The sequence below is a fragment of the Bradyrhizobium sp. UFLA06-06 genome (genome assembly GCF_054820065.1).
In genome coordinates this window covers 13,320-39,024 of record NZ_JADFUD010000016.1, presented here as the reverse complement: position 1 = coordinate 39,024, position 25,705 = coordinate 13,320, and the positions used below count along the sequence as shown (strand labels likewise).

Sequence of the window (25,705 nt, the reverse complement as noted above, 5' to 3'; positions counted from 1 at the left end):
AGCTCGTAGCAGATCGGATGAAGACGATGGACAAAGCTTGGATGTCGGCGCGAGAGCCGGAGCTGCCTTGGATGGCGGCGGAGTATGAGCTCTTACGGGACCAGGTCCGCCGGTTCGTCAAGGAGGAAATCAAGCCCTGCGCGGATCAGTGGGAAGAGAACGGGTTCATTCCCCGTTCGATCCTGCGCCGCATGGGCGAACTCGGTTTCTTCGGCATCCGCTACCCGGCTGAGTATGGCGGCGCCGAAATGGACTCCGTCGCGTCAACGGTCTTCGCCGAGGAGCTCGGGCGCTCGACCTATGGCGGCGTCGCCGACGCGATGCTCGTCCATGCCGACATGGCTTCCTTGTATGTCTTTCACGATGGGACCAAAGCCCAGCGGGCCCGCTGGATGCCGGGCATTGTCAGCGGCGAGGTGATCACCGCGGTCGCCATCACGGAGCCGGATGCGGGCTCGGACGTGAAAGCCATCCGCACGCGCGCGGTTCGAGACGGCGACTCCTACGTGCTCGACGGCACGAAGCTCTACATCACGAACGGCGTCCACGCGGATCTCTACTGCGTCGCGGCCAAGACGGATCCCGCGGCAGGAACCAACGGGATCACGATGTTCCTCGTCGAGAAGGGGACGCCAGGTTTCAGCGTCGCGCGCGAACTGGACAAGCTCGGCTGGCGCTCCTCCGACACGGCGGAACTTGTCTTCGACGGTTGCCGCGTCTCCGCCGAGAACGTGCTCGGCGCGGAGGGACAAGGCTTCTACTCAATCATGCGCAACTTGCAGAACGAGCGCCTTGTCCTCGCCGCCATGTCGATAGGGATGGCCGAGGCGGCGATCGATATGACCGTCACCTACGTGAAGACCCGCCGCGCATTCGGGGGCGTCCTTTGGGACATGCAGGCGATCCGTCAACGTCTCGCAATGCTCTCTGCGAAAGTGGAGGCAAGCCGTCAGTTTCTCTATGCTACCGCTTGGCGCATGGCGGCCGACGACGATTGCCTGCGCGAAACCTCGATGTTGAAGGCCATCTGCGGCGAACTCGTCAACGAGGTCGCGTATGCGTGCGTGCAGTTCCACGGCGCCATGGGCGTCATGCGCGAGAGCGCGATCGAGCGCGTAGCGCGTGACGCGCGCGTCCTCTCCATCGCCGGCGGCGCGACGGAGGTGATGCTTGAGGTGGTCGCGTCGATGTCATGATCCCGATGCGGCGCCGACGACGTCGCTCTGGCATTGGCGGCTGGCCGGGCTTGAATGGTCTCGGCATCCGGGTCGGTCGCGGCGACCGACGCAGCAAACGGCGCGCCGGATTCACCCACAACGGTAGGCGATCCGCTTGAAGGATTTCACTCCGCCGCTGCAACCCGTTCGCTCGATGAGGCCTTCGAACTGCCGAGGCTCCCAACTGATTGAACATGATCAATGGCTTGAACGTGGATCCCTTTCACTGCCCTTCCAGATGGGTCATTCATGCTCGCAAATTGCTGAGACCAGAGAAACGCGGTCGGCGTGGAGCATGCGATCGAAGGACCGACGGGCACAGTTAGGCAGGCTGTCGGGTTGTTGAAAATGCCATCAAAGATGGTCCTGTAGAAGTATCCTTCCTTGGACGTCGGCGTTTGCCGCGGAAAGCGCTTGCTCGCCTCTGCGAGCATCTGATCCGAGACTTTATTCTCGGCTTGATGTTTCAAGCTCTCAATCCAGCTATACCCGACCCCGTCGGAAAACTGCTCCTTCTGACGCCACAAGATCGCTTGCGGCAACAGATCGGTAAATGCTTCCCGCAATATGCCCTTCTCGATTTTCTCGCCAGGGCACATTTTCTCGGCGGGGTTTATCGACATTGCGTAGTCCAGGAATTCCTTGTCCAGGAAGGGCACACGAGCTTCGACCCCCCAGGCCGCCATTGCCTTGTTCGCGCGACAGCAATCATACTTGCTGAGTGCAAAGATCTTTCGGACAGTCTCCTCATGGAATTCTTCTGCTGATGGTGCCATGTGGAAGTAGAGATAGCCGCCAAATACCTCGTCAGCGCCTTCTCCGGACAACACCATCTTGATGCCCATTGATTTGATTTTACGCGCCATGAGGTACATCGGCGTGCCGGCACGAATGGTGGTGACATCAAAGGTCTCCAGGTGCCGGATCACGTCCGGCAATGCGTCCAACCCTTCCTGCACGGTAAAGACAATCTCATGATGGACCGTGCCGATGTGAGCCGCCACGTCTCGCGCATGCTTCATGTCAGGTGAGTTTTCGAGGCCGACGGAGAACGAGTGCAGCCTCGGCCACCATGCTTCTTCGGTTTCTCCCGACTCGATCCGCTTGAAGCGGTGGCGCGCCGCGAGCGCCGCTATAAGCGAAGAGTCGAGCCCCCCGGAAATAAGCACCCCGTAAGGCACATCGCACATCATTTGCTGCTTGACCGCAGCTTCGAGCGACGTTCGGAGCTCCGGCAGGGACACCTTCCTCGTTGGAAGAGCATGCGCCCACTGTGGATCATACCACTTGACGAACTGTCCGACTTTGCCGCTGTAATGATGTCCCGGAGGGAACTCCCGGATCGTCTCGCATACGCTATCGAGAGCTTTCATTTCGCTCGCGACGTAAGTCGTGCCGTCGCTTCCCCATCCGATGTAAAGCGGAACGATGCCGATGTGGTCTCGGGCGACGAAGAAATCGCCACTGCGCTCGTCGAAGAGGGCAAATGCAAAAATTCCACTCAGCATATTGCACACGGCAGGGCCGTATTCGTCGTAGAGATACAGGATAATTTCGCAGTCCGACTTCGTTTTCCATGCGTGCGGCAGCTTCAGTGCCTCGCGCAAAGCAACATGATTGTAGATCTCTCCGTTCACGGCCAAGGCCCGACCAGCGGTGACATCGAGAAGGGGTTGAGCGCCGTGCTCCACGTCGACAATGGAAAGGCGCTCGTGCGCGAGCACTGCGCCGTCGCTGGAGTAGATGCCGCTCCAGTCTGGCCCGCGGTGCCTGACCGTCTTGGCCATCTCGAGCGCCCGGCTGCGCACCGTCTCGATCGAATCCTTAAATCCAAAGATGCCAACGAAGCCGCACAAGGAGGTCATCCTTCTGTGAGTTCTAGATCGCAGAGAAGCGGAAGAGCGGATCGAGAACGGTCAAGGTCACAAAATATTCAAGGTTCAGATCAAGCAGAATTACCCTATGCCTAAGCGGCGCCACCGTCGGATAGGCCATAAAATATGCGGATGAGCGTAATCAAACTCCATGGCTGCTCGTGTCTTCCAGTTCCAGGTAGCCCCTGATGCGGGCTGACCGGCCGCTTCATGCGATCGACGGGAGCGCAAATTCCCGGCCTCGCGTGATGGGCCGATCGCTTCCGGCTTTGTCACCTGCTGTCGCGCCGCGAGTCTGCCGCGGTCACCTCAGACCGGCCTATCACGACCGGGGCATTTGAACTGCTCAGCTTTCGGGGCGGCGCGTCGGGTCCATCCTGGTATCGCAGCGAGACCTCGATGGTGTCGCCCGGCTGCAACTCAGCGTCCTCGTTCACGACAATCCGTTCCGGTCCTTTCTCGCTCTTTCTAATGATAGCAATATCCGGCTTGCTGCCGGCTCCCCGTGCGAGCTGCGATCGAACCATCGAAGTGTACTGAAGCTTCTCGCCGACGCTCTGCAGCTTCTCGCGAATCTGATTGAGCTTTAAACTGGTCTCTTGCAGCTCACGAAACAAATCAAGCTTCCGCTGATCGTCGAGCTTTGCCAACCGTCTGGCGTACTCGTCCTGCAATTTCTTGACCTGGAGCAATTGCGCGGAGGTCTGCAGCCTCCGGGTCGCCGACAGCAGAACCGCGCGACGGGCATCCGTCACGCGAGGGCTGATCAACGATCCCTTGCCGAACAGGTCGGTCGCTTTCTGAAGGTCCTCGACGTCGGACTGAAGTCCCTCTTCATCTTTCTTTTGCTGCTCCGATAGTACGCGGACCTCGTCGTCGCCCTGCCGAACGCTGCGCTGCAAGTACGCCTTTTCCTGCTGATAGTCACTCTGCTTCGTCTTCAGATATTCGGCTTCCGCATTGACGATTTCCGAAACCGCCGACCGAGCTATCGGGACGTCGGCAAGAGAAGCGCTTGGGTTGATCTGCGTCCCTTCCCCGAGTTCGCTCTTGATGCGCCACATACGCGCCTGTTCCTTGGCGAGTTCTGTCCAGAGCGATCCATACTCGCTTCTCAAGTCAGCTGACTCGAGATACGGGTTATTCATCCTGATATGCATGATGTCGTAGCCACCCGCCATGGCGATGAGCTGGCGCGCGGTGCTCGCCGGACGATAAGGGTACTCGCCCGGCTTCGACACGTCCCCGTTGACGTAAACAGGCCTGTACTCCGCCACGATCGCCGTGACCTGATCTGCATCTATCACGACCACGACCTCGCGGCCGTCCACGGTCCTCTGTCGAAAGACCTTGCTCGTCAGTGCGGCCCCGACCTTGGCCCGAATCTCTTGCAACGGCAGGCCGGCGACCGGGACCATCCCAACCAGCGGCAACGAGATATTGCCATCGACCTGGACCGGAGCACGCTGCCGCAGCTCCGGCACGCCGGCTACCGCGACCTCCAGAACATCTCCGACGTTCACTCGATATTCGGCTTTCGCCTGAGCGGAAATCGTCAGGCCAACAGCCACCAGGCCCCATCTGACACAACGGCCGGATTGACCGCCACGGTTGTCAAGATGAAAGAAATTACGCAGCTTGGCGTTCGGCATGGCGTGCTCGACGGCTCGGTCTCACTGATTGATCGACAATCTAAACCCGCAGCGCCTCGGCTCAACTGACCATCGTAGTTACTCCCGGCTACCTATTTATTGCCAGTCCGCCTCCTGACCCGAATGCTATTGTTTTTGTCAGGGGGACGGACTGCTTGACGGACTGCTTGGGAGTAACCGGTGAGTTATGCGTCTTTCACCAATTCGCCGGCTCCTACCGAGCGTTCGGCGCATTCGGTCACTGGCCGCAAGGCAATTCCGGCTGACATTGGCAAGAATCGATTGGCCGCCTTGCTGGTATTGGCGGCAGGCGCCGAGTTCGTCCTCGTAGCCGTTGGGGCTTTTGCCGCCGCCGTCCTCTATTACCGACTGGTCCTTCAGCTCGACTATCCGGACACTCCCAAATATATCCTGGAATCCATTCTGATTGCCACGTTGCAGCTGCTCGTATCCGTTGGGCTGCGGCAGTATTCGCGGATCCAGACGCAACCCCGGCACATCTTCATGTGGAGCGGCGTCAGCGCCGTCTTCTTCGTATTCTCCTTCTTCATCTCGACGATATTTCTTCTCAAGATCTCGGACGGCTACTCGCGCGCGACCGTGATGGCCCAGGCAGCAAGCGTCATCGTCATGGTGCTCTGCGCGCGGGCAATATGCTTCTCGTTGCTGCAACCTGCCATCGCATCCGGACTGATCGACGCCAGGCGCGTCATCCTCATAGGTGAACCGAGCCACTGCTTGAATTTTTCCGGACGAGTGAGCGCCACCGGAATCCGGACCATTCGCTCGTTCGAGTTGCCGACCTTTCGCACCGGCGCTTCGGCACCGGAGGTGCGATCCCATGTCCGAGAACTGATCGCGGAGTGCCGGCCGCTGCGAGCGGATGACATTGTCATTCTGACTTCGGAGCCGGATGTTCCGGCTGCCCTCGCGCTCGCCGGTGCCCTGTCGGAGCTCCCGGTTGACGTTCACGTCGTCCCGGTCGGTGCAATCGACCTCATGGCCGTGTCGCGCATCACGCAGTTCGGCAACATGGTGACGATGCGGATCTTCCAGTCTCCGCTGACGCCGTTCCACCGGGCAATCAAACGAGCCTTCGACATCACGGCTGCAATTGTCGGACTTATCATCATCAGTCCCCTCTTCGTCATCCTTCCACTCGCAATCAAGCTCGATTCCCCGGGGCCGGTGCTGTTTCGTCAGACGCGGCACGGCTACAACAACGAGACTATTCGCGTGCTGAAATTCAGATCGATGACCGTGATGGAGGACGGCGACAATTTCAAGCAGGTGACCAGGCACGATCCACGCGTGACCCGGTTGGGACGCTTCATGCGCCACAGCAATATCGATGAGCTTCCACAGCTCTTCAACGTGCTGGTCGGCGATATGTCACTCGTCGGGCCGCGTCCGCACGCAACCTCGCAGAACGAGAGCTTCGCCCGGCTGATTTCGTCGTTCTCCCGCCGCCACAACGTCAAGCCCGGCATTACCGGTTGGGCACAGGTCAACGGCTATCGCGGCGAAACCGACACCTTGGAGAAGATGCAGCGTCGTGTCGAGCACGACCTGTATTACATCGACAATTGGTCATTCCTTCTCGATCTCAAGATCATCGTCATGACCCTCTTCTCCAGAAAGGTCTATTGGAATGCCTGTTAGCGCGATGTTGGTTGCTGCGTGCACTCCGTACAGCAAGACCGCAAGGGCATTGCAATCGATCCCGTTCCCGTTTGATCGGCGGAGGCTTCGGTAGGCCACCAGTAACTGCAGGTTCGAGACAAATGCTGCAAACTCACAGAACAGACAATTCGGCACCTCAGGACCCGATGCCGCCTGAATTTGGTTCGCCGGCCGAATTCGTGGCGGAGGGCTTCGCCTTTTTGCGCCGCCGCCTCTCGATCATACTGCTGACGTGTTTTCTGATGTTTGGCGCCGGCTTGCTCTATCTCGTTGTCACCGTTCCGACGTTTACGGCCACCGCGCAACTCATCGTCGACGCCAAGGCGGCTTCTTCCAACGACACGGCGTCGGCAACGACGGCCGTCGAAAGTCAGGTCGCAATCCTGAAGTCCGAGAGCGTCGCTCGCGCGGCGATCGCGAAGCTCGGTTTGGCGGGGGATCGGGAATTCTCCAGCGGCGCCCTGCACCGTTTCAGCCGGTCGATATCAGGGATGCTCGGCTGGAGCAGACCGGACACGGATGTCGTCACGCGTGATGCGATGGAAGCATTCGCGCGCAAGCTTTCAGTGAAGCGCGCCGGCCTCACCTACATTGTCGATCTCGCCTTCAACTCCGCCGACCCCGATCGGGCAGCGCAGGTCCTGGACACCATCGTAGAGACCTACATTACGACGCAGATGGACGCGAAATACAAATGGGGTCTGCAAAACGAGAAATGGGTCAAGGATCGTGTCAACGAATTGAGCAGCCAGGCGTCGACTGCCAAAAAGGCCGTAGCGGATTACAAGACTGGCATGGCGGCTCCCGCGAACACCGCCGCGGCAGGTCCGCCCTCGGCGCAATCGACCGGAACGACGCAAGACGAACTCCGCGAACTGGAAGCCACGGCGGACGCCGCCGCCAAAACGTATGACAGTTTCCTCCGCATGTTGCGTTACATGGACGCCATGCAGCAGCAATCCGCGCCGGTGTTCGAGGCTCGTCTGCTCACCGGGGTGTCTCATCCCTACACGGCCAGCTCGCCAAACGCCCGATTGATACTTGGATCGGCGATCCTCGGCGGCATGCTTCTGGGGATTGGAATTGGATTGCTACGCGACAGGTCTGACCGGGAACGCGCCCCCGCGCGCAGGTCTGCAGGCACCGCACCCGGAGGAACTGCAGTGGTCCAGGGGCTCAAGGCGAGCGGCGTCAAGCCCCATTTCGATGGTTCGTTCAAGGTCGAGAAACAACACACGTACAAGGAGGCCAATCCTGACTTATAGGCGCATGAATTGGCTCCCGATCGCGATACGCAAGCTCGATTGAAATGCCCCCGTACATCACCGTCGAACACTGCGCGTCGGCGAACCGCCTTCATCGCGATGAAGGCAGCATGCTTCCCGCTGCGGCCACCGGAGTGGGTAATCCAGAAGGGCCGAACGCTCTCCGCAGCCGTGGGGTTATATTCGACCCTGCGACAATGTGTCGATTTGACAATGAGTCGCCTTTGAACGCTCAGCCTCCGCGCAGTCCGCTCCTCCGCCCACGAGGTGCGCCGAACCGGGAATTTCGGGCAAGAGCTCGATCACAATTACTGGGCGCCGCGTGGCGTCCACCAACGTTGGCTTGAGCAATGACGAGCTTTACCCGAGCGCCCGGCGGACCGGCGACCATGTTCAGCAATGTCTTCCGGCAGTCATGGCTGGCTTTGGCATACCGATGCTCGGGCGCCGTCGTCTCCTTCCTCTTCGGCGTAAGCTTTGCGCGGATGATGAACATAGAGGAATACGGCGCGCTCATGTCGTTGCTGACGTTCGCGCTCGTCGCCTCCACGGTCGGCCTCGTCGGTCAGCAATTTCGCGTGTTGCGGGAAATACCAAGCATCGCCGCCCGGAAAGACTACCCGGAGATCGGCTCGATCGTCGCGAAGCGGGTTCGTGTGGCATGTCTGGGCAGCGTTGCTGTGACAGTACTCGCCCTCCTTCCGTTCGTCGCCGCTCACGGCCGCGACGGAATATTCGGAAGCTGGCAATATGCCACGAGCGTGCTTCTGATATTGCCGTTGTCCTTGATCGAAATGCAGAGCTCGCTGGGGCGCACGCTCGGCTCCGTCAATCTCGCACTCGTGTCGAAAGATGTGTTGTGGCGATTTCTCATCATATTGCTGGGCGCCGTTCTCTTCGCGACGTATGGCCATCCGCTGCCGGCGCAAGACGTTCTGCTGATTGCGACTGGAATCCTGGTCGTGCTGATCGCCGCTCAGAACATTTACCTGCGGCATCTCGCGGAGGGATGTAAGGTTTTCACCATGGCGGTGAGGCGGTCCAACGACCGGCTTGGCGACGTCCTTTCCAGTTCGGGACCGTTCTGGGTAACCAGCGTCACCAGTATCATGGGCGGCACGATCGACCTCGTCGTCATCTCGGTCATGGTCGGCCCGGAAGCCGCTGGATATTACTACGCTGCCAGCCGGATCGCGCTCCTTCTTGATTTCTTCCTGGCGACCTTCTGTATTCCCGCAGCGCCCCTCATCGCACGTCTGTTCGATGAGAATCGCCATGCGGAAATCACGCGCGTCACGTCGGGAGCGTCATTAGGCGCGTTTGTCGCCGTCCTCGGCTGCGTTGCGACGTTGGCGCTTGGCGGCGACCTCGCGCTGATGGCGTTCGGAGAGACTTTCACCCGCGCCTACAGCGTCCTGATGGTCCTGGCAATCGGCATGCTGGTGTCGACATACTTCGGGATCGGCCCCATCGCCTTGAACATGACGGGGCATCAGCGCGCCGCGATGCACATCGTGGTGATCACCTGGGCGGTGGGGATCCTGGCCATGATCGGCGCGACCTTGGCCTTCGGGACAACAGGAGCGGCGGTTGCCGGCGCCTGCGCGGGCATCGCAACCAGGGCGTGGACGGCGGCCTACATTTATTCGGCGGAAGGGATCGATATCACGGCCACCACGGCGCTCCTCGCGTTGGTCAGGCGCGCAACGGGGAGAGGCGCATCCGAACCGCGTACCGAGGCAATACGGCCGGAAGCCAGCGCCACCATTCTTGACCTGCAGCCTGTTCGCGGCAGTCGGGACACGCGTACATGAATTGGGGAGGTAGTTGAATGCGTTCGCTGTCATCCGAGGACGCGGCTGCTGCAATCGGATTTACGCACGGGAGGCGGTACCTGATGGACCGGGGTACATTCGAATACGAGGTGTCAGGAAGCCGGCTTTCCATGGGCCTGGTGAGGCTTCTGCACACGGTTGTTGCGCGGAGTACCGGGCGCGGTATGGGACTTGCCATGCGGGCGGTCAAGCCGCTTCTGCATTCCCAGCTGTCTTGCGTGCATTTCGCCGACGGCAGCCGCTTGTACTTTGAGCTGAACGACGTCTACTGGAATGCATTCTTCATCGGCCAGCCCGGCATGACCTACGAGCCGGACATAGCGACGCTTCTGCTGCGGCTGAAGGATACCGACTATACGTTCTTCGATTGCGGTGCGAACATCGGATACTGGTCCGTTCTCGTCACGTCGGAAATGCTGGGTCGCAAGCGCGCGATTGCCGTCGAGGCTTCACGGGAGACGCTTGCAATTCTCGAGCAGAACCGCGACGCGAATGATCAGCGCTTCGAGATCTGCCGAAGGGCGTTGTTCGAGTACGACGGGCGCAGCCTGTTCTTCTCCGACGACGGACCTCATTCGGCCCGACACATCGTAACGTCGCAGAGCAGCCGTCCGTCACACACCGAGCCCGTCATGTCGATAACGATCGATGCGCTGGCAAGGGACCAGCAGCTGACCGACAGCGATCGGCTCGTCATCAAGCTCGACGTCGAGGGCCAGGAGGTTGCGGCCCTGAAGGGCGCCCGGCAAGTTCTGAAGCGCGACACGCTGATCATCTACGAAGATCATGGCCAGGATCGCAGCCACGCGACCACGAGGTATGTGTTCGAGGCACTCGGACTTCCAGTGTTTTCTCTTGCTGCAGACGGGTCAGTCACGAGAGTCAGTGACCTCGGCACACTGGATCGCCTGAAGGTGAACCCCAAGATCGGCTACAATTTCGCGACCTGCCCGCCCGGCTCCGGCTTCCATCGCTGGATTTCAGGAATCGCCAGTCACGCATGATCGTGTGGAGCGCTGTCGGCGGCCGATCCTGGCGCACGAGATCGCCGGCCGCTTCTCGTGCCCGAGCCAGAATTCGCGTGCACTCGGCCCTTCGACGCGATCGGAATGCACGATATCAATTGCTGCGACCGAACAGCATCTCGACCGCCGACTGGACGCCATTCATTCGCCCTTCGAACGGAATTCTGCCGTCGGATGGACCTCCGACCGCGATGCGAGGAAGCCCAAAAGGATTCGGCTTGCGATCAGGTATCTGTCCATGCCGAGTTGTGACTGCAGTCGAAAAACCGACTTCCACCGCGAGATCTTGTTCTCGAGGACCGCATGCCCTGGAGTTGCCGTAGGGAAAAGCGACATGCCGGACCGGGCGCTGAAGCAATGCCTCCAGATAGGTGCGATTACCCGCCATTTCGGCGCGCGCTGAAGCTGCACTTAGGCACGCGAGTGCTGGATGCGATTCCGTGTGTCCGCCAATCGAAGCCAGGGGGTGTCGCGCCAGGGCCTGAAGCTCGCGCTCATTGATGAAATAGGTGTCGTTCAAGGCCTCCAGCGATAGATCGGCCTTGCTGAACGTAGGGGCGAGCATTTCGACTCGTTGGTAATCCTCATGGACCCAGTTGCTCACCTTCTCCAGGGCCGATGCTTTCTCGTCAAAATCGCGACAGCTGAATCGCATGTTCATTGCGTCGATCGCAAGACTGTCTCTCGAGCGGAATAGGTCGCGCAAGCCCAGCCACCACGGTTGCATCGTTCGCGTCACCGCACCCGTTGGAACATAGACGGTGAAGGGCGCGTTATTTCGCTCAAGGATTGGCAATGCAGTCGTGACGTTGTCCTTGTAGCCGTCGTCGAAGGTAAGCACCGCATAGCGGCGGGGTTGCGGATCCACCGCCAGCTGCTCGAGACATGCATCGAGACTGACGATCTCCCATCCTTGCTGGCGCAGCCACTTCAGAGTGTATTCAAGGAAATCAGGCGATGCACCGGTCTTCAGCTCCGAGTGCCAGTCCTGCTGAATCTCATGGAACATCAGGATAGCGGCCCTGCCGGCAAATGCCTTGCGCAAAGCAGGCGCAAACCCCGCCCAACTAGCCGCATGGAATATGGTTCGGCTGAGAAGTCGCTTCACGCGAAGCCACCACCGGACAGGCTGATTGCGTGCAAGCCGACCAAGCGGCTTCGGTGCTCATTTGATTGCGTGTGCGATCTCCCCATGCTCATCCTCAAATAGCCGTCGTGAATGCAGCAATGTTTCCGATGAGAAACAGCCCTCCATTTATCAACAAACCGCGCCGCTCTGGCAACCACAGCGCTGGTACTCACTACTGGGTACCCCAGATTTCATCGCCGGCACTCTGAATGCGCCGCCTGCATCGGACTGCTTTCACGGTAGCTTTTCGCCGGACACAGAGTGCACCGGCCACTGGTGATGCCGGCCTTCGTGATGTGTGTGTCGAGGGCCTTAATGAAAGTACTGCTCGCCAATAAGTTTCTGTTCAACAACGGTGGCGCAGAGGCAGTGCTGCTTCAGGAACGAATGTTCCTGACGAGCAGCGGGGCAGACGTCATTGACTTCGCGATGCAGCACGAGCGGAACATCGAATCCCGCTATGCAAATCACTTCGTGTCTCGCCAGGAATACCGGACCGGCGGCCATCTCGCCAAGATCAAGAGCGCGCTCTCATTGATTCACTCGCGCGAGGCCGTGAGCAAACTCGCATCCCTGATCGAGGAGACTCGGCCGGACTTGATGCATTGTCACAACATCTATCACCAGCTGACCCCGTCGATTGTCGGCGTCGCCAAGTCGCGCGGGATTCCGGTCGTGCTGACACTGCACGATTCGAAGCCGGTGTGCCCGGTGCACACCCGCATGCGAGAGGACCAGCTATGTTCGTCGTGTCTCGCCGGAGATTTCCATCACGTGCTGATGCACCGCTGCGCTGACGGCTCGATCGCACAGAGCGCCACGCTTTACATGGAGGCGGTCATTCAGCGCTGGTTTGGCAGCTACGAGAAGGTGGATCGCTTCCTCGCGCCGAGCCAGTTCATGCGGGAGTCGGTGTTGCCTCGGTTCGCAGCGGACCGGGTCCAGGTGCTCTACAATGGCGTGGATGTCACCGGCATTTCGGCGAGCGATCGGGACAAGGGATACGTGCTCTATTGCGGCCGGCTCGCGCCGGGAAAAGGTGCCGAGACGCTGTTGCGCGCCCACGAAGCAGCGGACTGCCGGTGGCCTCTCGTCATCGCAGGCTCCGGCCCGCTGGCGGATAATTTGAAGGCGCAATTCACCCGAAATGTGCGTTTCGCGGGCCAGCTGTCCGGCGAAACTCTAAACGAGACGATCGCCGAGGCTTCCGTGGTGGTTGTGCCTTCGGAGTGGTGCGAGAACTGCCCGATGTCGGTGCTGGAGGCGATGGCCTATGGCAAGGCGGTCATAGCGACCCGCGTCGGCGGCATTCCGGAGCTCGTGGACGATCGCGTGACGGGGCTTTTGTTTGAGCCCGGCAATGCGGACGAGCTTCGACGTCACCTCGATTGCCTGATGAGCGACGCCGCACGCCGTGCAGGCATGGGAGCAGCAGGAAGAAGCCGCGTCGAAGCGGACTTCTCTCTCGAGAAGCATAACACCGAACTGATGGCCGTCTACCGATCACTGGTGAGCGAGCGGCATTCATCGCATTGAGGATTGCAAATGGACCTCACCGTCATCTCCACGTTTCGTTGCAACTCGAGATGCCAGATGTGTTACATCTGGAAGAATCCGACCGATCCAAAGGAAGAGGTCACGCTCGAGACCCTGGCGAAGCTGCCTGGGGGGTTCGATAATCTCAATATCTCCGGCGGAGAACCGACTCTGCGGAAGGATCTGGCCGAGATGGTGGACCTGCTCCACCCCAAGGCCCGAATCATAGAGATCAGCTCGAACGGCCTGCATCCCGAGCGTCTCCTCCCCATCATCAAGAAGCACCCGAAGATCAAGGTTCGTTTCAGCCTCGAGGGTGACGCGACCACCAGCGACTGCATCCGCGGCGAGAAGGACGGCTATGCCACGAAGGTAGCCGGACTTCGCATGCTGCAGGAGGCAGGCGGGCAAGACCTGGGATTCGCCTTCGTCATCCAGGACGAGAATGTGGCTCAGCTCGTTCGAACCTATGAACTGGCGCGTTCGATGGGGTTCGAACTTGCGACCTCGACGCTGCACAACGCGTGGCAGTTCTACAAGAACGACAATTATTTCTACGAGCGCGTCGCGGTGGCCCGGCAAGTCGAAGGGCTTATCACTGCGATGCTCAAGAGCAACAAGCCGAAGAACTGGTTCCGCGCCTATCTGAATTTGGGCTTGATCGAAAAGATCCTCGGCCACCCGCGGTTGATACGCTGCAGCGCAGGCACTGATTTCGCATTCATCGACCCCTGGTCCGATGTGTGGGCCTGCAATGTGCGGTCGGATCTGCCGCTGGGCAATTTGGCGCGCCAGTCCTGGAGCGAAATCATGGCCAGCGACACGGCCAAGAACTCCGTCGCCAAGGTTCACGCTTGCCAACAGAACTGTTGGATGGTGACGACCGCGCGCACGGCAATGCGCTCAACACTGATTCCGCAGGCACCGAAGATGGGGCCGCTCATCTGGGTGCTGAAGAACAAGCTGAAGGTCGAGCTCGGCCGGCCGATCTGTTTCGATCAATACATCGATTATTCCAACGTCGCGCCTACCCCGCGTGTCCAACGAACGTCATTCCTCAACGAAAAGCAAAAGGCACGATTGGTCCGCGGGAGAGAGACGGTCGACGCCCGATATCCGCTCAAGGAATTCATGAATAACTAATTTGACAGGAGGGTGCAGTGAGTGCGGATCATCTGGTACTGCGGGTGATCATGCTTGGCCTGCGTGGATTTCCCAATGTGCAGGGAGGAGTGGAAGTTCACGCAGAGCACCTCTGCCCTCATCTCAAGGAACTGGGCTGCGATGTCGAGGTGATCGTTCGATCCTCGTATATGCCGCCTGACCGCGGCAACGAGTGGCAGGGTGTACGTTACCAGCGGGTATGGTGCCCGAAGACCTCGGGTCTCGAGACAATCGTCCATTCGTTCCTCGGAGTGCTTGTCGCCGCATGGCAGCGGCCGGACGTGTTGCACATCCAGGCCATCGGACCGGCCTTGATGGCGCCACTCGCGCGCTTGCTGGGACTGCATGTTGTCGTGACGCACCACGGCCCGGATTACGAACGGGAGAAGTGGGGCCGATTGGCCAGGATGGCCCTGCGCGCCGGCGAGGCCTGGGGAATGCGATTTTCCGACGGCCGCATCGTCATCTCCCAGACCATCCGAAAGCTGGTGCGGGATAAGTACGGCCTGAATTCGGACCTCATTCCAAACGGCGTCACCTTGCCTGACGTGCCGAAAAGCACCTCGGTGCTGGAGAAGCTCGGGCTTACGCCGGGACGATATGTGCTGATGGTGGGCCGGCTGGTACCAGAGAAGCGGCACACCGACCTGATTCAGGCCTTTGCCGATGCCAGACTCGCTGGATGGAAGCTCGTGTTCGTCGGCGCCTCCGAGCATCCAGACGCGTATACCGAAATGCTTGCGGCGCGCGCCGGGGCAACCGCTGGGGTGATCATGGCGGGCTTCCAGTGCGGCCTCGCACTGCGGGAATTATACGCCCACGCAGGCATATTCGTTCTGCCATCCTCGCACGAAGGCTTGCCGATCGCGCTACTGGAAGCTCTGAGCTTCGGTTTGCCCGTGGTGGCCAGTGACATTCCTGCTCACCTGGAGATCGGATTGAATGACGCGCATTATTTTCATGTGGGAGATGTATCAGGGCTCGCGGATCGCCTGGCATCGTTTGCACACAGTCCGTGGCCGTTGGAGCTGCGCGAGAAGACACGCAACTGGTTGGCTGAGCGGGAGGACTGGCGCTCTATCGCGGAGCGCACTCTCGGATGCTATCGCAGGGCAATCGAGCCTCGTCGAGGCGGTCCTCATGCGCGGTCCCGGACAGCGCCGCCCAGCACCGCCTAGCGAGCTGCGCACGCGGCGTGCCGGCCAACGCGCCATGCCTGTCCCACGGTTGGGGTATGGCCCCAAACCGATCGAACCAAAGCGACGTTCAAGATGAATACGCTCCTGCTGTATTTTCTTATCTATACGTTCTTTCGATCGATCTCCAACGGCCTCGACCGTCTGTCCGGGACGAGCTTCTCCATGATCCTGTCGCTCACCGTCATCGGGATCGGTGTTGTGGCCGCCTGGCACGCGCGACATGTCAGGATACACAAAAGACTGTTCGTACTCTTGATAGCCATGTCCGTCTTTGTTGCCGCTTGCATCCTGTCTTTTGTCACCAATGGCTTCGGAGCCGGCAAGATCATCAACCAGTATACCGCCTTGTACGAGATGTTCAGGTACGTGCACCTGATCATGTTCGTCGCACTACTTGCTGCCCTTTATCGTCATCCGGATTTTTGCCCGCGCCTCCATCGTGTTTACATGTGGCTGTTGTTCGTCATTTCCGCGGTGGGGCTCGGCCAATACCTGACCGGTCATGCAGAGCTCGTCACGCAATACGACAAGTTTGAACGGGTGGCGGGTCTTTCCTCGCACCCCGTACCCTACAGCCTGGAGATCGTGCTGACCTTTTTCGTTTGCGAGCTGTCGCGCCGGAAAATGCGGCTTCCCATTCAGCACTTTCACCTCGCGGTGTACTCGCTGTTTGTTGTTGCCCTGGTCCTTTCCGCTTCAAGGACCGGAGTCGCGCTGCTCGGGGTGGCCCTCAGCGTATACCTTTTTGTCCAGAGGCCTGCCCTGCTTCCCGCGTTCGCGGCAGCATTCGCGATCCTGATGTGGGCATCTCCATTTGGAGAGTTGTTCTCAGACCTGAAAACCGTTCCGGACTACATCATGAACGGGGAATATGTGGTGTGGGACTGGCAAACCGCAGTGACCTCGGTCCATTGGCGCATTCACCACTGGTACTATCTGTCCACACTTGGGTTGGAACGAGCTTGGATCGGATATGGCCCCGGTCAAACCCCACTCTACAGTCCGTTCCTTCTGCAGGCACACAATCAATTCGTGGAGATATTCTTCGATACGGGCATGGTAGGCCTGATCTCCTTTGCCGCGTTTTGGTTCAGCCTTCCGGTGGCTGCAATGTCCGACCGGCGACGGCTCATCAACACATTCGGGAAAAAATCAGTGGAAGCCGGAATTCTGCACTTCTGGGTCGCCATCTTTGTCGGCGTGACGCTGGTTGCATTGCTCGATCAAAGCTTTAACCGGGAAACAGTGGCGTTCTCGCATTTGATCGTCACCGTTTTCATAGTCCTGTCCCAGCCGGAAGCGGTCGCCGCACGAAGCCCCGGATGGTCCTTCCGCCACCTTTTGATGACCGCCGGTTCGCCGGCCGATGTAGCATTTGGAGAACGTAACCTTGCAGTCGCGGAAGAACGGCGCTCCACCTAGATCTCAACCTGGATTGAGCCGGCGTCACGCACTTCAGGCCGTCGCCGGCGCGGCTGCGTACGGCGTGACGCGATCGCCGGTCTTCGGACAGCCAACCGCCGAGCCGTCCATTGCTCGCCAGTCGGACGTCGCGTTCGCGTCGTCGCACGACCGCCTGCGCGGCATCAACATCCAGCAGCCATTCGCGCATTGGCAGACGGGTGAGCCCTGGAACACCCGTAGGGGCTGGGACAGTTGGATGCCGAAACAGCGGCTTGAAAGAATTGCCGCCAGCGGAGTCGACTTCCTGCGCATCTGTGTCGATCCAGCGCCGTTGCTCGCCGTCGAGACCAAGGCTGATTTGACCTCAGGCATCGAAACTGTCCTCCGATCGGTCGACGCCGTCCTTCAGGCCGGCATGAAGGTGCTATTCGACGTTCACGTCAGTACGGAGCACACGGACTGGAACATTCAGACGTTGACCGATGGAATCGCAGGCCCGCATTTTCTGCGTCTTGTCGAAGTGGAGACGAGCATCGCAGCGGCATTGCAGGCGAGATATAATCCCCAGTCGGTCGCGCTGGAGCTGTTCAATGAACCGCCGCCGCCGTCGGATTTCAGCTCCAAGACGGCTTGGGCGGAGCAGCTCAAACATCTTTACGACGCGGTACGATCAGCCGCTCCGAAACACACGCTGATCCTTTCAGGAATGAACTACGCGAGCATCGATGGTCTGCTCTCGATCGACGTAAGCGCCTTCGACGCGAATACAATATTCGTGTTTCACTACTACGAGCCGTTCATCTTCACGCTTCAGGGCGTGAATGTGTCCTACAATAAGTATGTGCATCGCCTCCAATTTCCCCCACAACCCGACGACCGCGTTCGGGTGATCGAGCGAGCGACGGGTCTGGCGAAATCGGACGAGGAAACCTCCGTGTTGCGAAGGACGTACCTTGTCGAGCAGTTGAGCAACAACGCAGGTCAGTATTTCGATGTCCCTCAGGGTATCGAGTTCATCCGTCGCAGGGTCGGCGAGGTCGCCGCTTGGTCCGACAAGAACAAGGTCGATCGCAAGCGCGTCATGTGCGGTGAGTTCGGATGTTTTGGCGACTTCGCCGGTCGCACCGGTGCCGCGTTATCGGATCGGGCGACGTGGTTGCAGTCGGTGCGTCAGGCCGTCGAGGAAAACGGATTTGGCTGGTGCGTTCACGACCTCGATGAGTCGTTTCGCATCACCAGCGACAACGGCGCATTTGTCCCGGAGCTCCTGACAGCGCTCGGTCTGCGCAATCCATGAGACCGTAGGCTGAGCCAGGCGAGCCGACGCGACCTTGCAGAAATCAAATGTGGCGCGAAACCGACCAACGCTGCGAATTTCAGCGGAAAATCGCCCGTGTGGAGTAAATGTCGGTCAGGTTATACGTGTGTATAAATCACACTTTGAAAGTTTTTTTGCCATCTTTGATTATTAACCCACCGACTCAGCAGTCGGGGGGGCAACTTCCAAAAATCCCACTGCTTGAAATCTCCTCGCGGTTCGAGGCTGCAATTCTTTGGAATCGGAATCTGTTCGCGGCTGAAGTCGCGAGCATGCAATCTGTCGCACATCTCTGATGCGCGGCAGCGGAATTCCTCGTCCTTAAATTTGGTCTGCAATGGAGAACTAAAGTGGCGCTGACCGATGTCATCTATCAAAACACGCCTGGCAACAGCGAAGGGTTTCCGCTTGGGGTCCCCTCAAGCTATTCCTGGTACGGCGGGAGCACCGGCCATACAGGCAGCACCCCGCCATCCAATTTCACCTCCGTCACGGGGTGGGGACAGGTCTATCCCAAATCCGGGGCAACCAACGATTCCAATCCGGCCAACGTTCAGATCGCCGACTTCCAGACGTGGGTGCATCTGAAAACTGGCGGCTGGGTTCTCGTGCAAGATCAGGCGACGGACCCGATCGCCGGATCTCAGTTTCTCGCCGACTTTTCCGGAAACACGAACTCTGCCTGGAGCGTGACAAGGCAGGCGGACGGCAGCGCGATGGGCGCTGCGCCCCTCAGTGGATACAACGACCATTTCTGGCCGGGCTCACGCGGCAGCTATTCGGCCGGAACGGTCGATGGGGTCTACGTCCAGGCCAATATGAGGACCACTGATCCGAACGAGCATCTCGTTGCCGATCTGGGAGCTGATTGGTGGTCGACCCCAACAGCCGCATACGTCGACGGGTTCTCCAACAATCCCGGTGCCGGGATGAGCGATTGGGTCGAACTGACGACGAGCTACAAGACCCTTTACTTCACCTCGATGACGTCTGCGCAGTTGCAGGCCGATCTGCCGCCTCCGCTGAAGGGCACCTCTTCGCCGACGACGCCCACGACACCGACGACGCCTACGACGCCGACCGACCCGACGATACCGTCGCAGCCGACGACGCCGACCGACCCCACGACGCCGACAACCCCCACGACTCCGAGCGTGACTGCGCCGGTGCTCGACGTCGCGGACAAGTCTCTCTGGGTGGCCGGCAGAGGCGGTCAGGTCGACTTGGGGACGACTCTTACGACGACCGACCCCAACGATAACCTCACCCTGAATATCATGGGACTGCCGCGATACGAGACGATCACGACCGGCGATGGCACGACGCTCAGGGGCAACAACATCACCCTGACGTCCGCGCAGGTCGACAGCGGACTGACGCTGACGTCGAACTACAAGGGCAATGCTCATCCGGTCGCGAACCTCACGCTGACCGCGAGCGCTATGGATCCGACCACCGGTGCTGTGATGTCGTCGGACCCGCAGACGATCCGCGTGACGGATCCCCGGCCGTCCAGCTCGACTGGCGGAAACACCGGCAACTGGGCAAACCACGGCTTTGCGCAGTGGCAGCAGCAGATGGGCGTGGACTCCAGCACCCTGGCGAACACGGCATCGCAGATGACCGGTTGGGGCGATCAAGGCACGCGAGCGTCCCAGGCAAGCCAGGGCTTTGCGCTGCTGAACCAGTATCTGGCCGGTAGCTCCGGTCGGGTCGACGGTGGTCAGATCGCAGCGGCCATGTCGAATGGGACCGGCTGGACGCACAACTCGTTCCTGAGCAAACCTCAGGGTTGATCCGGCTACTGCACCCGGGGGCTCTGCGCCCGGGTGCAGTACCCATCAACGTGTTGGGAATTGGAAACGGACAGTCGATCGCGGACGGTAACGGCGAAGGGACTGTCACGCGCGGGTCTCGATCTCGGTTGGCTTCATCGCCCGCATCTGTTTCCGAGCGATCAAAACGCGTGCTGGCGCAACAGCTTCGGGTATGCGGCAAATTTGCGCGCAATTTACCGGTGCAAAAATCAAGATTTGAAACTTTTTTCGCCATTTTTGCGCATTAACGAACCGGTTCAGCAGTCGGGGGGCAGGTCTAAAATCCCACTGCTTTGAAATCCCTCGCGGTTCGAGGCCCTAGTGCTTTGATGTTGCTTGCGCCTTTTGGCTGCGAGCAAGCGGTATGTCGCATGCTCTGTCGATGCGCGGCATTGGAATTCCCAGTCTTTGGAAATGCACGAGAAGGAACACAACCGCGGCCGGGTAGCCGCGAAGGGTTGAGTAAGAATGGCGATCCAGAACGGAAATGCCCCCGCTGCAGATCTAGGGCTTCGCGCGCTAGCTCTGTTCCTGCGCCTCCATGGCGTGAATACTGTGCCGGACCAGCTCCGCGATCGTTGCGGGAGCGACGAGATCGGCATTCGCGCGATGCTTCGCTGCGCGCGCGAATTCGGAGTCAAAGTCCGTTCGCGGACAATGGATTGGACCCGCCTTGCGGGTATCCAGCTGCCCGGAATCGCCTCGCTGCGTGACGGCGGATTTCTGCTGCTGGGCAAGATCGACGACCAGGTGGCGCTTGTGCTGCACCCGACCTCGCCGCATCCGAGCCGGATGACGCGCGCGGAATTCGAAGCGATCTGGGATGGCGGTTTGATCTGTGCTGGATCACAGAGCCTCGCACAGCGCGCACGTCATGCATTTTCCGACATCCGCACGCGCTCGTTTGACCTGGGCACCGGCCTGATGCACCGCGCCGGCGAGGGCCTGATGCGTGCCCGTGACGGACTCACGAAGGGCTTCTCGGCGATGAGACCTGGCATCCTGATGCGCGGGCCTCGCGACGAAGCCGCAATCCATCCGGCAAACACAAACACCGAATCCCCGGCCGCCGGCGTCGAATCCGAGCATGACGATGAATCCGGGCTCATTGCGCTGGCGATCTTGCTGCGTTGCCATGGAATCGCTGCCGACCCCGGTCAAATTCGCCACCGCATCGGCTCAGCGCGCCTCGGCGTTACTGAAATCCTGCGCTGCGCCAAGGATTTCGGGCTCAAGGCAAAGGTGCAGAGGACGAGCTGGAACAGGCTTGCGGTCACCCCGCTGCCGGGAATTGCGGTGCTGCGCGACGGCAGCTTCCTGATCCTCGGCAAGGTTATCGACGACAAGCTTCTCGTTCAGCGCCCGCTGTCTCCGCGCCCCGAAGCAATCACCCAGGCCCAACTCGAGGCCATCTGGGACGGCGGCATCATCCTGATGGCCCGGCGCGCCAGCCTGACCGATCTCGCGCGGCGCTTCGATATCTCCTGGTTCGTCGGCGCCATGCAAAAGTATCGTCGCCTGCTCGGCGAGGTGCTGGCGGCGTCGTTCTTCCTTCAGATCTTCGCCATTGTCTCACCGCTGTTCTTCCAGGTGGTGATCGACAAGGTGCTCGTGCATCGAAGCATGAGCACGCTCGACGTGCTGGTCGTCGGGCTTGTCGTGCTGACCGTGTTCGAGGCCGTTCTCGAGACGCTGCGCGTCTATCAGTTCGCGCATACGACAAACCGTATCGACGTCGAGCTCGGCGCCAGGCTGTTCCGTCACCTGTTGGCGCTGCCGATCGCCTATTTCCAGACCCGCCGCGTCGGCGATTCGGTGGCGCGCGTCCGTGAGCTCGAGAACATCCGCCAGTTCCTGACCAGCTCGGCGCTCACGCTGGTGATCGATCTGCTGTTCACCGTCGTCTTCCTTGCGGTGATGTTCTATTACTCGACGACGTTGACGTGGATCGTGCTGGCGTCCTTTCCGCTCTACATCGGCATCTCCGCGGGAGCCGCGCCGCTGTTCCGTCGGCGCCTCGACGAGAAATTCAATCGCGGCTCCGAGAACCAGGCCTTCCTGGTCGAGAGCGTCACCGGTATCGAGACGCTGAAGGCCATGGCGGTCGAGCCGCAGATGCAACGCCGCTGGGAGGAGCAGCTCGCCGGCTATGTGTCCGCAAGCTTCCGCGTGCTCAGCCTGAACAACACGGCGAGCCAGGCGGTCCAGATGATCAACAAGCTGGTCATCGCCGCGACCCTTTACTTCGGCGCCCGCCTGGTGGTCAGCGGGGACCTGACTGTCGGCGAGCTCGTCGCGTTCAACATGCTGGCCGCGCGCGTCAGCGCGCCGGTTCTGCGGCTCGCACAGATCTGGCAGGACTTCCATCAAGCCCGCCTGTCGATTGATCGTCTCGGCGACATCCTCAACACCATTCCCGAGCCGAGCTTCACGCCGGCCCGCGCGGCGCTGCCGCCGATCCGCGGCCAGGTCACATTCGAGCACGCGACCTTCCGCTACCGCATCGACGGTCCCGAGGTGCTGCACGACGTGTCGTTCAGCGTCGAGCCAGGCCAGGTCATCGGCATCGTGGGTTCATCGGGCTCGGGCAAGAGCACCATCACCAAGCTGATCCAGCGTCTCTATGTCCCGGAGAGCGGACGCGTGCTGGTCGACGGCGTCGATCTCGCGATGGTCGATCTGAGCTGGCTGCGGCGCCAGATCGGTGTCGTGTTGCAGGAGAACGTACTGTTCAACTGCACGGTCCGCGACAACATCGCGCTGGCCGATCCGGCGATGCCGATGGAGCGCGTCATCGAAGCGGCGGAGCTAGCCGGCGCCCACGACTTCATCCTCGAACTGCCAGAGGGTTACGACACCGTCGTGGGCGAGCGCGGCAGCAGCCTGTCCGGCGGGCAGCGCCAGCGAATCGCAATCGCGCGTGCACTCATCACCGATCCGCGCATTCTGATCCTGGACGAGGCGACCAGCGCGCTGGACTACGAAAGCGAGCGCGCGATCCAACAGAACATGAGGCGGATTTCCGCCGGACGGACCGTGTTCGTCATCGCGCACCGGCTGTCGACGGTGCGCAATGCAAACCGGATCATCACCCTCGAGCATGGCCGCATCGTCGAGGACGGCAGCCATGACGAGCTGATCCGCACCAACGGCCGTTACGCCAACCTCCATTATCTGCAGGCCGGTATCCATGACGTCCGCTAGCCGCAATGTCGTCGCGTTCCCGAGACGCGAACCCCGCCGCCGCGAGCACGAAATCGCCTTTCTGCCGGCGGCGCTCGAGATCGCCGAATCGCCGCCATCGCCGATCGGGCGCGCGATCGGGGCCTGCATCATCGCCGCGTTCTGCATCGCGCTGTTGTGGGCGACGCTCGGCAGCGTCGATATCGTCGCCAGCGCGACCGGCAAGATCGTGCCGGGCGGGCGCACCAAGCTGATCCAGCCGTTCGAGACGGGCGTGGTCCGCGCCATCCGCGTCCGCGACGGCCAGAGCGTCAAGGCCGGCGACGTCCTGATCGAGCTGGACCCGACAATGACGGAAGCCGACCAGGAGCGCCAGAAGAGCGATCTGCTTGCAGCCGAGCTGGACGTCGCGCGGCTGCGCGCCGCGCTGGCCGCAGACCCGCTCGCGGCCTTCCGGCCGCCGCAAAAGGCAAGTGCGGCCGAAATCGAGATGCATCGCCAGTTCCTGATCAGCCAGCGCGCCGAACAGAGCGCAAAGCTTTCTGAAATCGAGCGCCAGCAGGGTCAGAAGGAGGCGGAACGGGCGACCACATCGGCGAGCGTCGACAAGCTGGAGGCGACGATCCCGGTACTGAAGGAGCGCGTCGACATCCGCAAGGGTCTCGTCGAGAAGGCATTGGCGTCGAAGGTCGTCTATCTCTCCGAATATCAGGAGCTGGTCGCCATGCAGCAGGACCTCGTCCTGCAGCAGAGCCGGCTGCGCGAAGCCGATGCGGCGATCGCGCTGCTGAAGGAGACCAAGGACAAGACTGCCGCGGAGTATCGCCGCGCGACCTATGATGCCCTTGCGAAGGCCGAGCAGAAGGCCGCGAGCGCCGCCCAGGAGGTGGTCAAGGCGGATCGGCGAACGAAACTGCAGAGCTTGACCGCACCGGTCGACGGCGTCGTGCAGCAGCTTGCCGTTCATACGGTGGGCGGCGTGGTGACGCCCGCTCAGGCGCTGGCCGTCGTGGTCCCGAGCGAGAGCCAGCTCGAGATTGAGGCCATGCTCTCGAACCGCGACATCGGCTTCGTTCATCCCGGCCAGAAGGCAGAGATCAAGGTCGATACGTTCAACTTCACCCGGTACGGGCTGCTTCATGGCGATGTGCTCAGCGTGTCGACGGATGCCATCACGCGCGATAAGCAACAGGGCAGCCCCAATGACCGGACACTGGGCACGGCACAGAGCAGCAGCGAGCCTAAAGGCCAGGAGCTGGAATATGCCGCGCGCGTTTCGCTCGACCGGACGCACATGCAAATCGAGGACAAGCTCGTCAAGCTCGGGCCGGGCATGGCGGTGACGGTCGAAATCAAGACCGGCACCCGCAGGATCATCAGCTACCTGCTTTCGCCGCTGGCACGCTACCGGCAGGAGGCCCTGCGCGAACGGTAAAGCGAAGCGCGTCGCCGGGCATTGCGGCCGAGCGACGCGCCACTCGCTTCAGAGCGACGCTGATCGCGTTGGTGCCAGTCGTTCAGACGATTGCGGTGCAATTGCCGGTGGATTGGCACATGCGCTATCGGCGCAACGCCTCCAGGCGCGATTTCGCCTCCTGGACTCCCGCGGCGTTGGCCTTGGCATAAAGGTCTTGTGCCCTGCGCTCGTCACCGCGCGTGCCGTAAGTCCCCCATTTTGCAAGAATCAGGGGATCGTAGGTTTCTGCCAGCGCGAAGCTCGCCTGGGCGCTGCCCATTTCCACGGCGCGCTCGAGTACAAGCCGCGCCGCGCCTATGTCGCCCTGACGCAGCAAGGAGCTCGCCCGCGCCACCAACCCTCCCGCTTCCGCAGCCTGCTCGGGAGCAGGCTGAGCAACCGCGCGAGCGGGCGCCGCTCGTGTCTGTTCGGCGACTGGATTGGTGGCCACTTCGATGGACTTGTCGCGCGCGGTCGCACCGGTCGTCAACGCCGCGCCGTGCGCTTTGCGATCCTCGACCTCATAGGCATGGATTGCGCTCCGCGACAAAGGGAGGTGCTGCGCCTGCACGTCGACCCTGGCGCGCAATTGCCTCAATTCGGCAGCGCTGGCTTCCGCTGCCTGCTTCTGCAGCACGATTTCCTCGCCTGCCTTTGCCGCCCGCGCCGTCTGGGTCTCGCTATCGCGATGCGCTGCCGCCAGATGCTGCTCCAGCCGCGCGGACCGCTCACGCTCCTTTTGCAGGTCGGCCGCACCGCTCTTCTCCGCCGCCTTCAGCCGGGACGTTTCTTTGCCCGCTTCGGTCACGAGCACGGCCTTGCTCTCAATATCACGTCGCGCTGCCGCAAGATCCTGCTCCAGCCGGGCAGACCGCTCACGCTCCTTTTGCAGGTCGGCCGCACCGCTCTTCTCCGCCGCCTTCAGCCGGGACGTTTCTTTGCCCGCTT

At 60.8% G+C, this 25,705-nt stretch carries 16 protein-coding genes and 1 pseudogene; 13 read left to right on the top strand and 4 right to left on the bottom strand.

What is annotated here, in order from left to right:
* Nucleotides 1-17 precede the first annotated feature (17 nt).
* Entirely contained in the window at nucleotides 18-1,196 is a 1,179-nt protein-coding gene (locus IF803_RS16095; RefSeq protein ID WP_461192751.1) for an acyl-CoA dehydrogenase family protein, read from the top strand.
* A gap of 146 nt (nucleotides 1,197-1,342) precedes the next feature.
* Here the strand turns inward: IF803_RS16095 and asnB are convergent, their stop codons facing one another.
* Together asnB and IF803_RS16085 are read right to left on the bottom strand one after the other, a co-directional pair.
* The gene (gene asnB / locus IF803_RS16090; RefSeq protein WP_461192750.1) at nucleotides 1,343-3,082 is read right to left on the bottom strand and encodes an asparagine synthase B; all 1,740 of its coding nucleotides are present in this window, start codon (nucleotides 3,080-3,082) and stop codon (nucleotides 1,343-1,345) included.
* Between the two features lie 281 nt (nucleotides 3,083-3,363).
* Nucleotides 3,364-4,743, bottom strand: coding sequence for a polysaccharide biosynthesis/export family protein (locus IF803_RS16085; RefSeq protein ID WP_461192749.1), 1,380 nt, complete (start codon nucleotides 4,741-4,743; stop codon nucleotides 3,364-3,366).
* A gap of 180 nt (nucleotides 4,744-4,923) precedes the next feature.
* Here IF803_RS16085 and IF803_RS16080 point away from each other — a divergent pair, with 180 nt between their 5' ends.
* The 4 genes from IF803_RS16080 to IF803_RS16065 all read left to right on the top strand — a co-directional run bounded on the left by IF803_RS16080 (nucleotide 4,924) and on the right by IF803_RS16065 (nucleotide 10,530).
* Complete coding sequence (locus tag IF803_RS16080) at nucleotides 4,924-6,405, top strand: undecaprenyl-phosphate glucose phosphotransferase (protein WP_461192748.1); 1,482 nt, start codon at nucleotides 4,924-4,926, stop codon at nucleotides 6,403-6,405.
* Nucleotides 6,406-6,572: 167 nt separating this feature from the next.
* The gene (locus tag IF803_RS16075) at nucleotides 6,573-7,691 is read left to right on the top strand and encodes a Wzz/FepE/Etk N-terminal domain-containing protein (RefSeq protein WP_028341557.1); all 1,119 of its coding nucleotides are present in this window, start codon (nucleotides 6,573-6,575) and stop codon (nucleotides 7,689-7,691) included.
* Nucleotides 7,692-8,080: 389 nt separating this feature from the next.
* Nucleotides 8,081-9,505: an oligosaccharide flippase family protein gene (locus IF803_RS16070; protein ID WP_461192747.1), complete on the top strand. Its 1,425-nt coding sequence runs from the start codon at nucleotides 8,081-8,083 to the stop codon at nucleotides 9,503-9,505.
* Nucleotides 9,506-9,522: 17 nt separating this feature from the next.
* Nucleotides 9,523-10,530, top strand: a complete 1,008-nt coding sequence (locus IF803_RS16065) for an FkbM family methyltransferase (RefSeq protein ID WP_245288757.1) — start codon at nucleotides 9,523-9,525, stop codon at nucleotides 10,528-10,530.
* Between the two features lie 115 nt (nucleotides 10,531-10,645).
* Here IF803_RS16065 and IF803_RS16060 read toward each other — a convergent pair whose 3' ends face one another.
* Nucleotides 10,646-11,659, bottom strand: coding sequence for a polysaccharide deacetylase family protein (locus tag IF803_RS16060; protein WP_245288758.1), 1,014 nt, complete (start codon nucleotides 11,657-11,659; stop codon nucleotides 10,646-10,648).
* Nucleotides 11,660-11,995: 336 nt separating this feature from the next.
* Here IF803_RS16060 and IF803_RS16055 point away from each other — a divergent pair, with 336 nt between their 5' ends.
* From IF803_RS16055 to IF803_RS16020, 8 genes are all read left to right on the top strand, one after another.
* Nucleotides 11,996-13,216, top strand: coding sequence for a glycosyltransferase family 4 protein (locus IF803_RS16055; protein WP_461192746.1), 1,221 nt, complete (start codon nucleotides 11,996-11,998; stop codon nucleotides 13,214-13,216).
* A gap of 9 nt (nucleotides 13,217-13,225) precedes the next feature.
* Nucleotides 13,226-14,359 (top strand): radical SAM protein, encoded by a 1,134-nt coding sequence (locus tag IF803_RS16050; protein ID WP_038385697.1) that lies wholly within the window; start codon nucleotides 13,226-13,228, stop codon nucleotides 14,357-14,359.
* Between the two features lie 17 nt (nucleotides 14,360-14,376).
* Nucleotides 14,377-15,558 carry a glycosyltransferase family 4 protein gene (locus IF803_RS16045; RefSeq protein ID WP_461192745.1) on the top strand — a complete coding sequence of 394 codons (1,182 nt, stop codon included), beginning with the start codon at nucleotides 14,377-14,379 and terminating at the stop codon, nucleotides 15,556-15,558.
* A gap of 93 nt (nucleotides 15,559-15,651) precedes the next feature.
* Nucleotides 15,652-17,001 (top strand): O-antigen ligase family protein, encoded by a 1,350-nt coding sequence (locus IF803_RS16040; protein ID WP_461192744.1) that lies wholly within the window; start codon nucleotides 15,652-15,654, stop codon nucleotides 16,999-17,001.
* Nucleotides 16,970-18,280 (top strand): glycoside hydrolase family 5 protein, encoded by a 1,311-nt coding sequence (locus IF803_RS16035; RefSeq protein ID WP_461192743.1) that lies wholly within the window; start codon nucleotides 16,970-16,972, stop codon nucleotides 18,278-18,280. Before IF803_RS16040 ends, IF803_RS16035 begins: the two co-directional genes overlap by 32 nt.
* Before the next feature lie 371 nt (nucleotides 18,281-18,651).
* Entirely contained in the window at nucleotides 18,652-20,097 is a 1,446-nt protein-coding gene (locus tag IF803_RS16030) for a hypothetical protein (protein ID WP_461192742.1), read from the top strand.
* A 576-nt stretch (nucleotides 20,098-20,673) separates the two neighbouring features.
* The gene (locus tag IF803_RS16025) at nucleotides 20,674-23,322 is read left to right on the top strand and encodes a type I secretion system permease/ATPase (protein WP_461192741.1); all 2,649 of its coding nucleotides are present in this window, start codon (nucleotides 20,674-20,676) and stop codon (nucleotides 23,320-23,322) included.
* The gene (locus IF803_RS16020) at nucleotides 23,309-24,736 is read left to right on the top strand and encodes an HlyD family type I secretion periplasmic adaptor subunit (protein WP_461192740.1); all 1,428 of its coding nucleotides are present in this window, start codon (nucleotides 23,309-23,311) and stop codon (nucleotides 24,734-24,736) included. Before IF803_RS16025 ends, IF803_RS16020 begins: the two co-directional genes overlap by 14 nt.
* Before the next feature lie 124 nt (nucleotides 24,737-24,860).
* On the opposite strand, the pseudogene IF803_RS16015 reads toward IF803_RS16020, so the two are convergent.
* Nucleotides 24,861-25,705, bottom strand: a pseudogene (locus IF803_RS16015) (hypothetical protein); the annotation flags it as partial.

Bases quoted from the DNA above. Each gene is read 5' to 3' on its own strand.
- IF803_RS16095 (WP_461192751.1), top strand. From the start codon at position 18: ATGAAGACGATGGACAAAGCTTGGATGTCGGCGCGAGAGCCGGAGCTG.
- asnB (WP_461192750.1), bottom strand. From the start codon at position 3,082: ATGACCTCCTTGTGCGGCTTCGTTGGCATCTTTGGATTTAAGGATTCG.
- IF803_RS16085 (WP_461192749.1), bottom strand. From the start codon at position 4,743: ATGCCGAACGCCAAGCTGCGTAATTTCTTTCATCTTGACAACCGTGGC.
- IF803_RS16075 (WP_028341557.1), top strand. From the start codon at position 6,573: ATGCCGCCTGAATTTGGTTCGCCGGCCGAATTCGTGGCGGAGGGCTTC.
- IF803_RS16070 (WP_461192747.1), top strand. From the start codon at position 8,081: ATGTTCAGCAATGTCTTCCGGCAGTCATGGCTGGCTTTGGCATACCGA.
- IF803_RS16065 (WP_245288757.1), top strand. From the start codon at position 9,523: ATGCGTTCGCTGTCATCCGAGGACGCGGCTGCTGCAATCGGATTTACG.
- IF803_RS16055 (WP_461192746.1), top strand. From the start codon at position 11,996: ATGAAAGTACTGCTCGCCAATAAGTTTCTGTTCAACAACGGTGGCGCA.
- IF803_RS16050 (WP_038385697.1), top strand. From the start codon at position 13,226: ATGGACCTCACCGTCATCTCCACGTTTCGTTGCAACTCGAGATGCCAG.
- IF803_RS16040 (WP_461192744.1), top strand. From the start codon at position 15,652: ATGAATACGCTCCTGCTGTATTTTCTTATCTATACGTTCTTTCGATCG.
- IF803_RS16020 (WP_461192740.1), top strand. From the start codon at position 23,309: ATGACGTCCGCTAGCCGCAATGTCGTCGCGTTCCCGAGACGCGAACCC.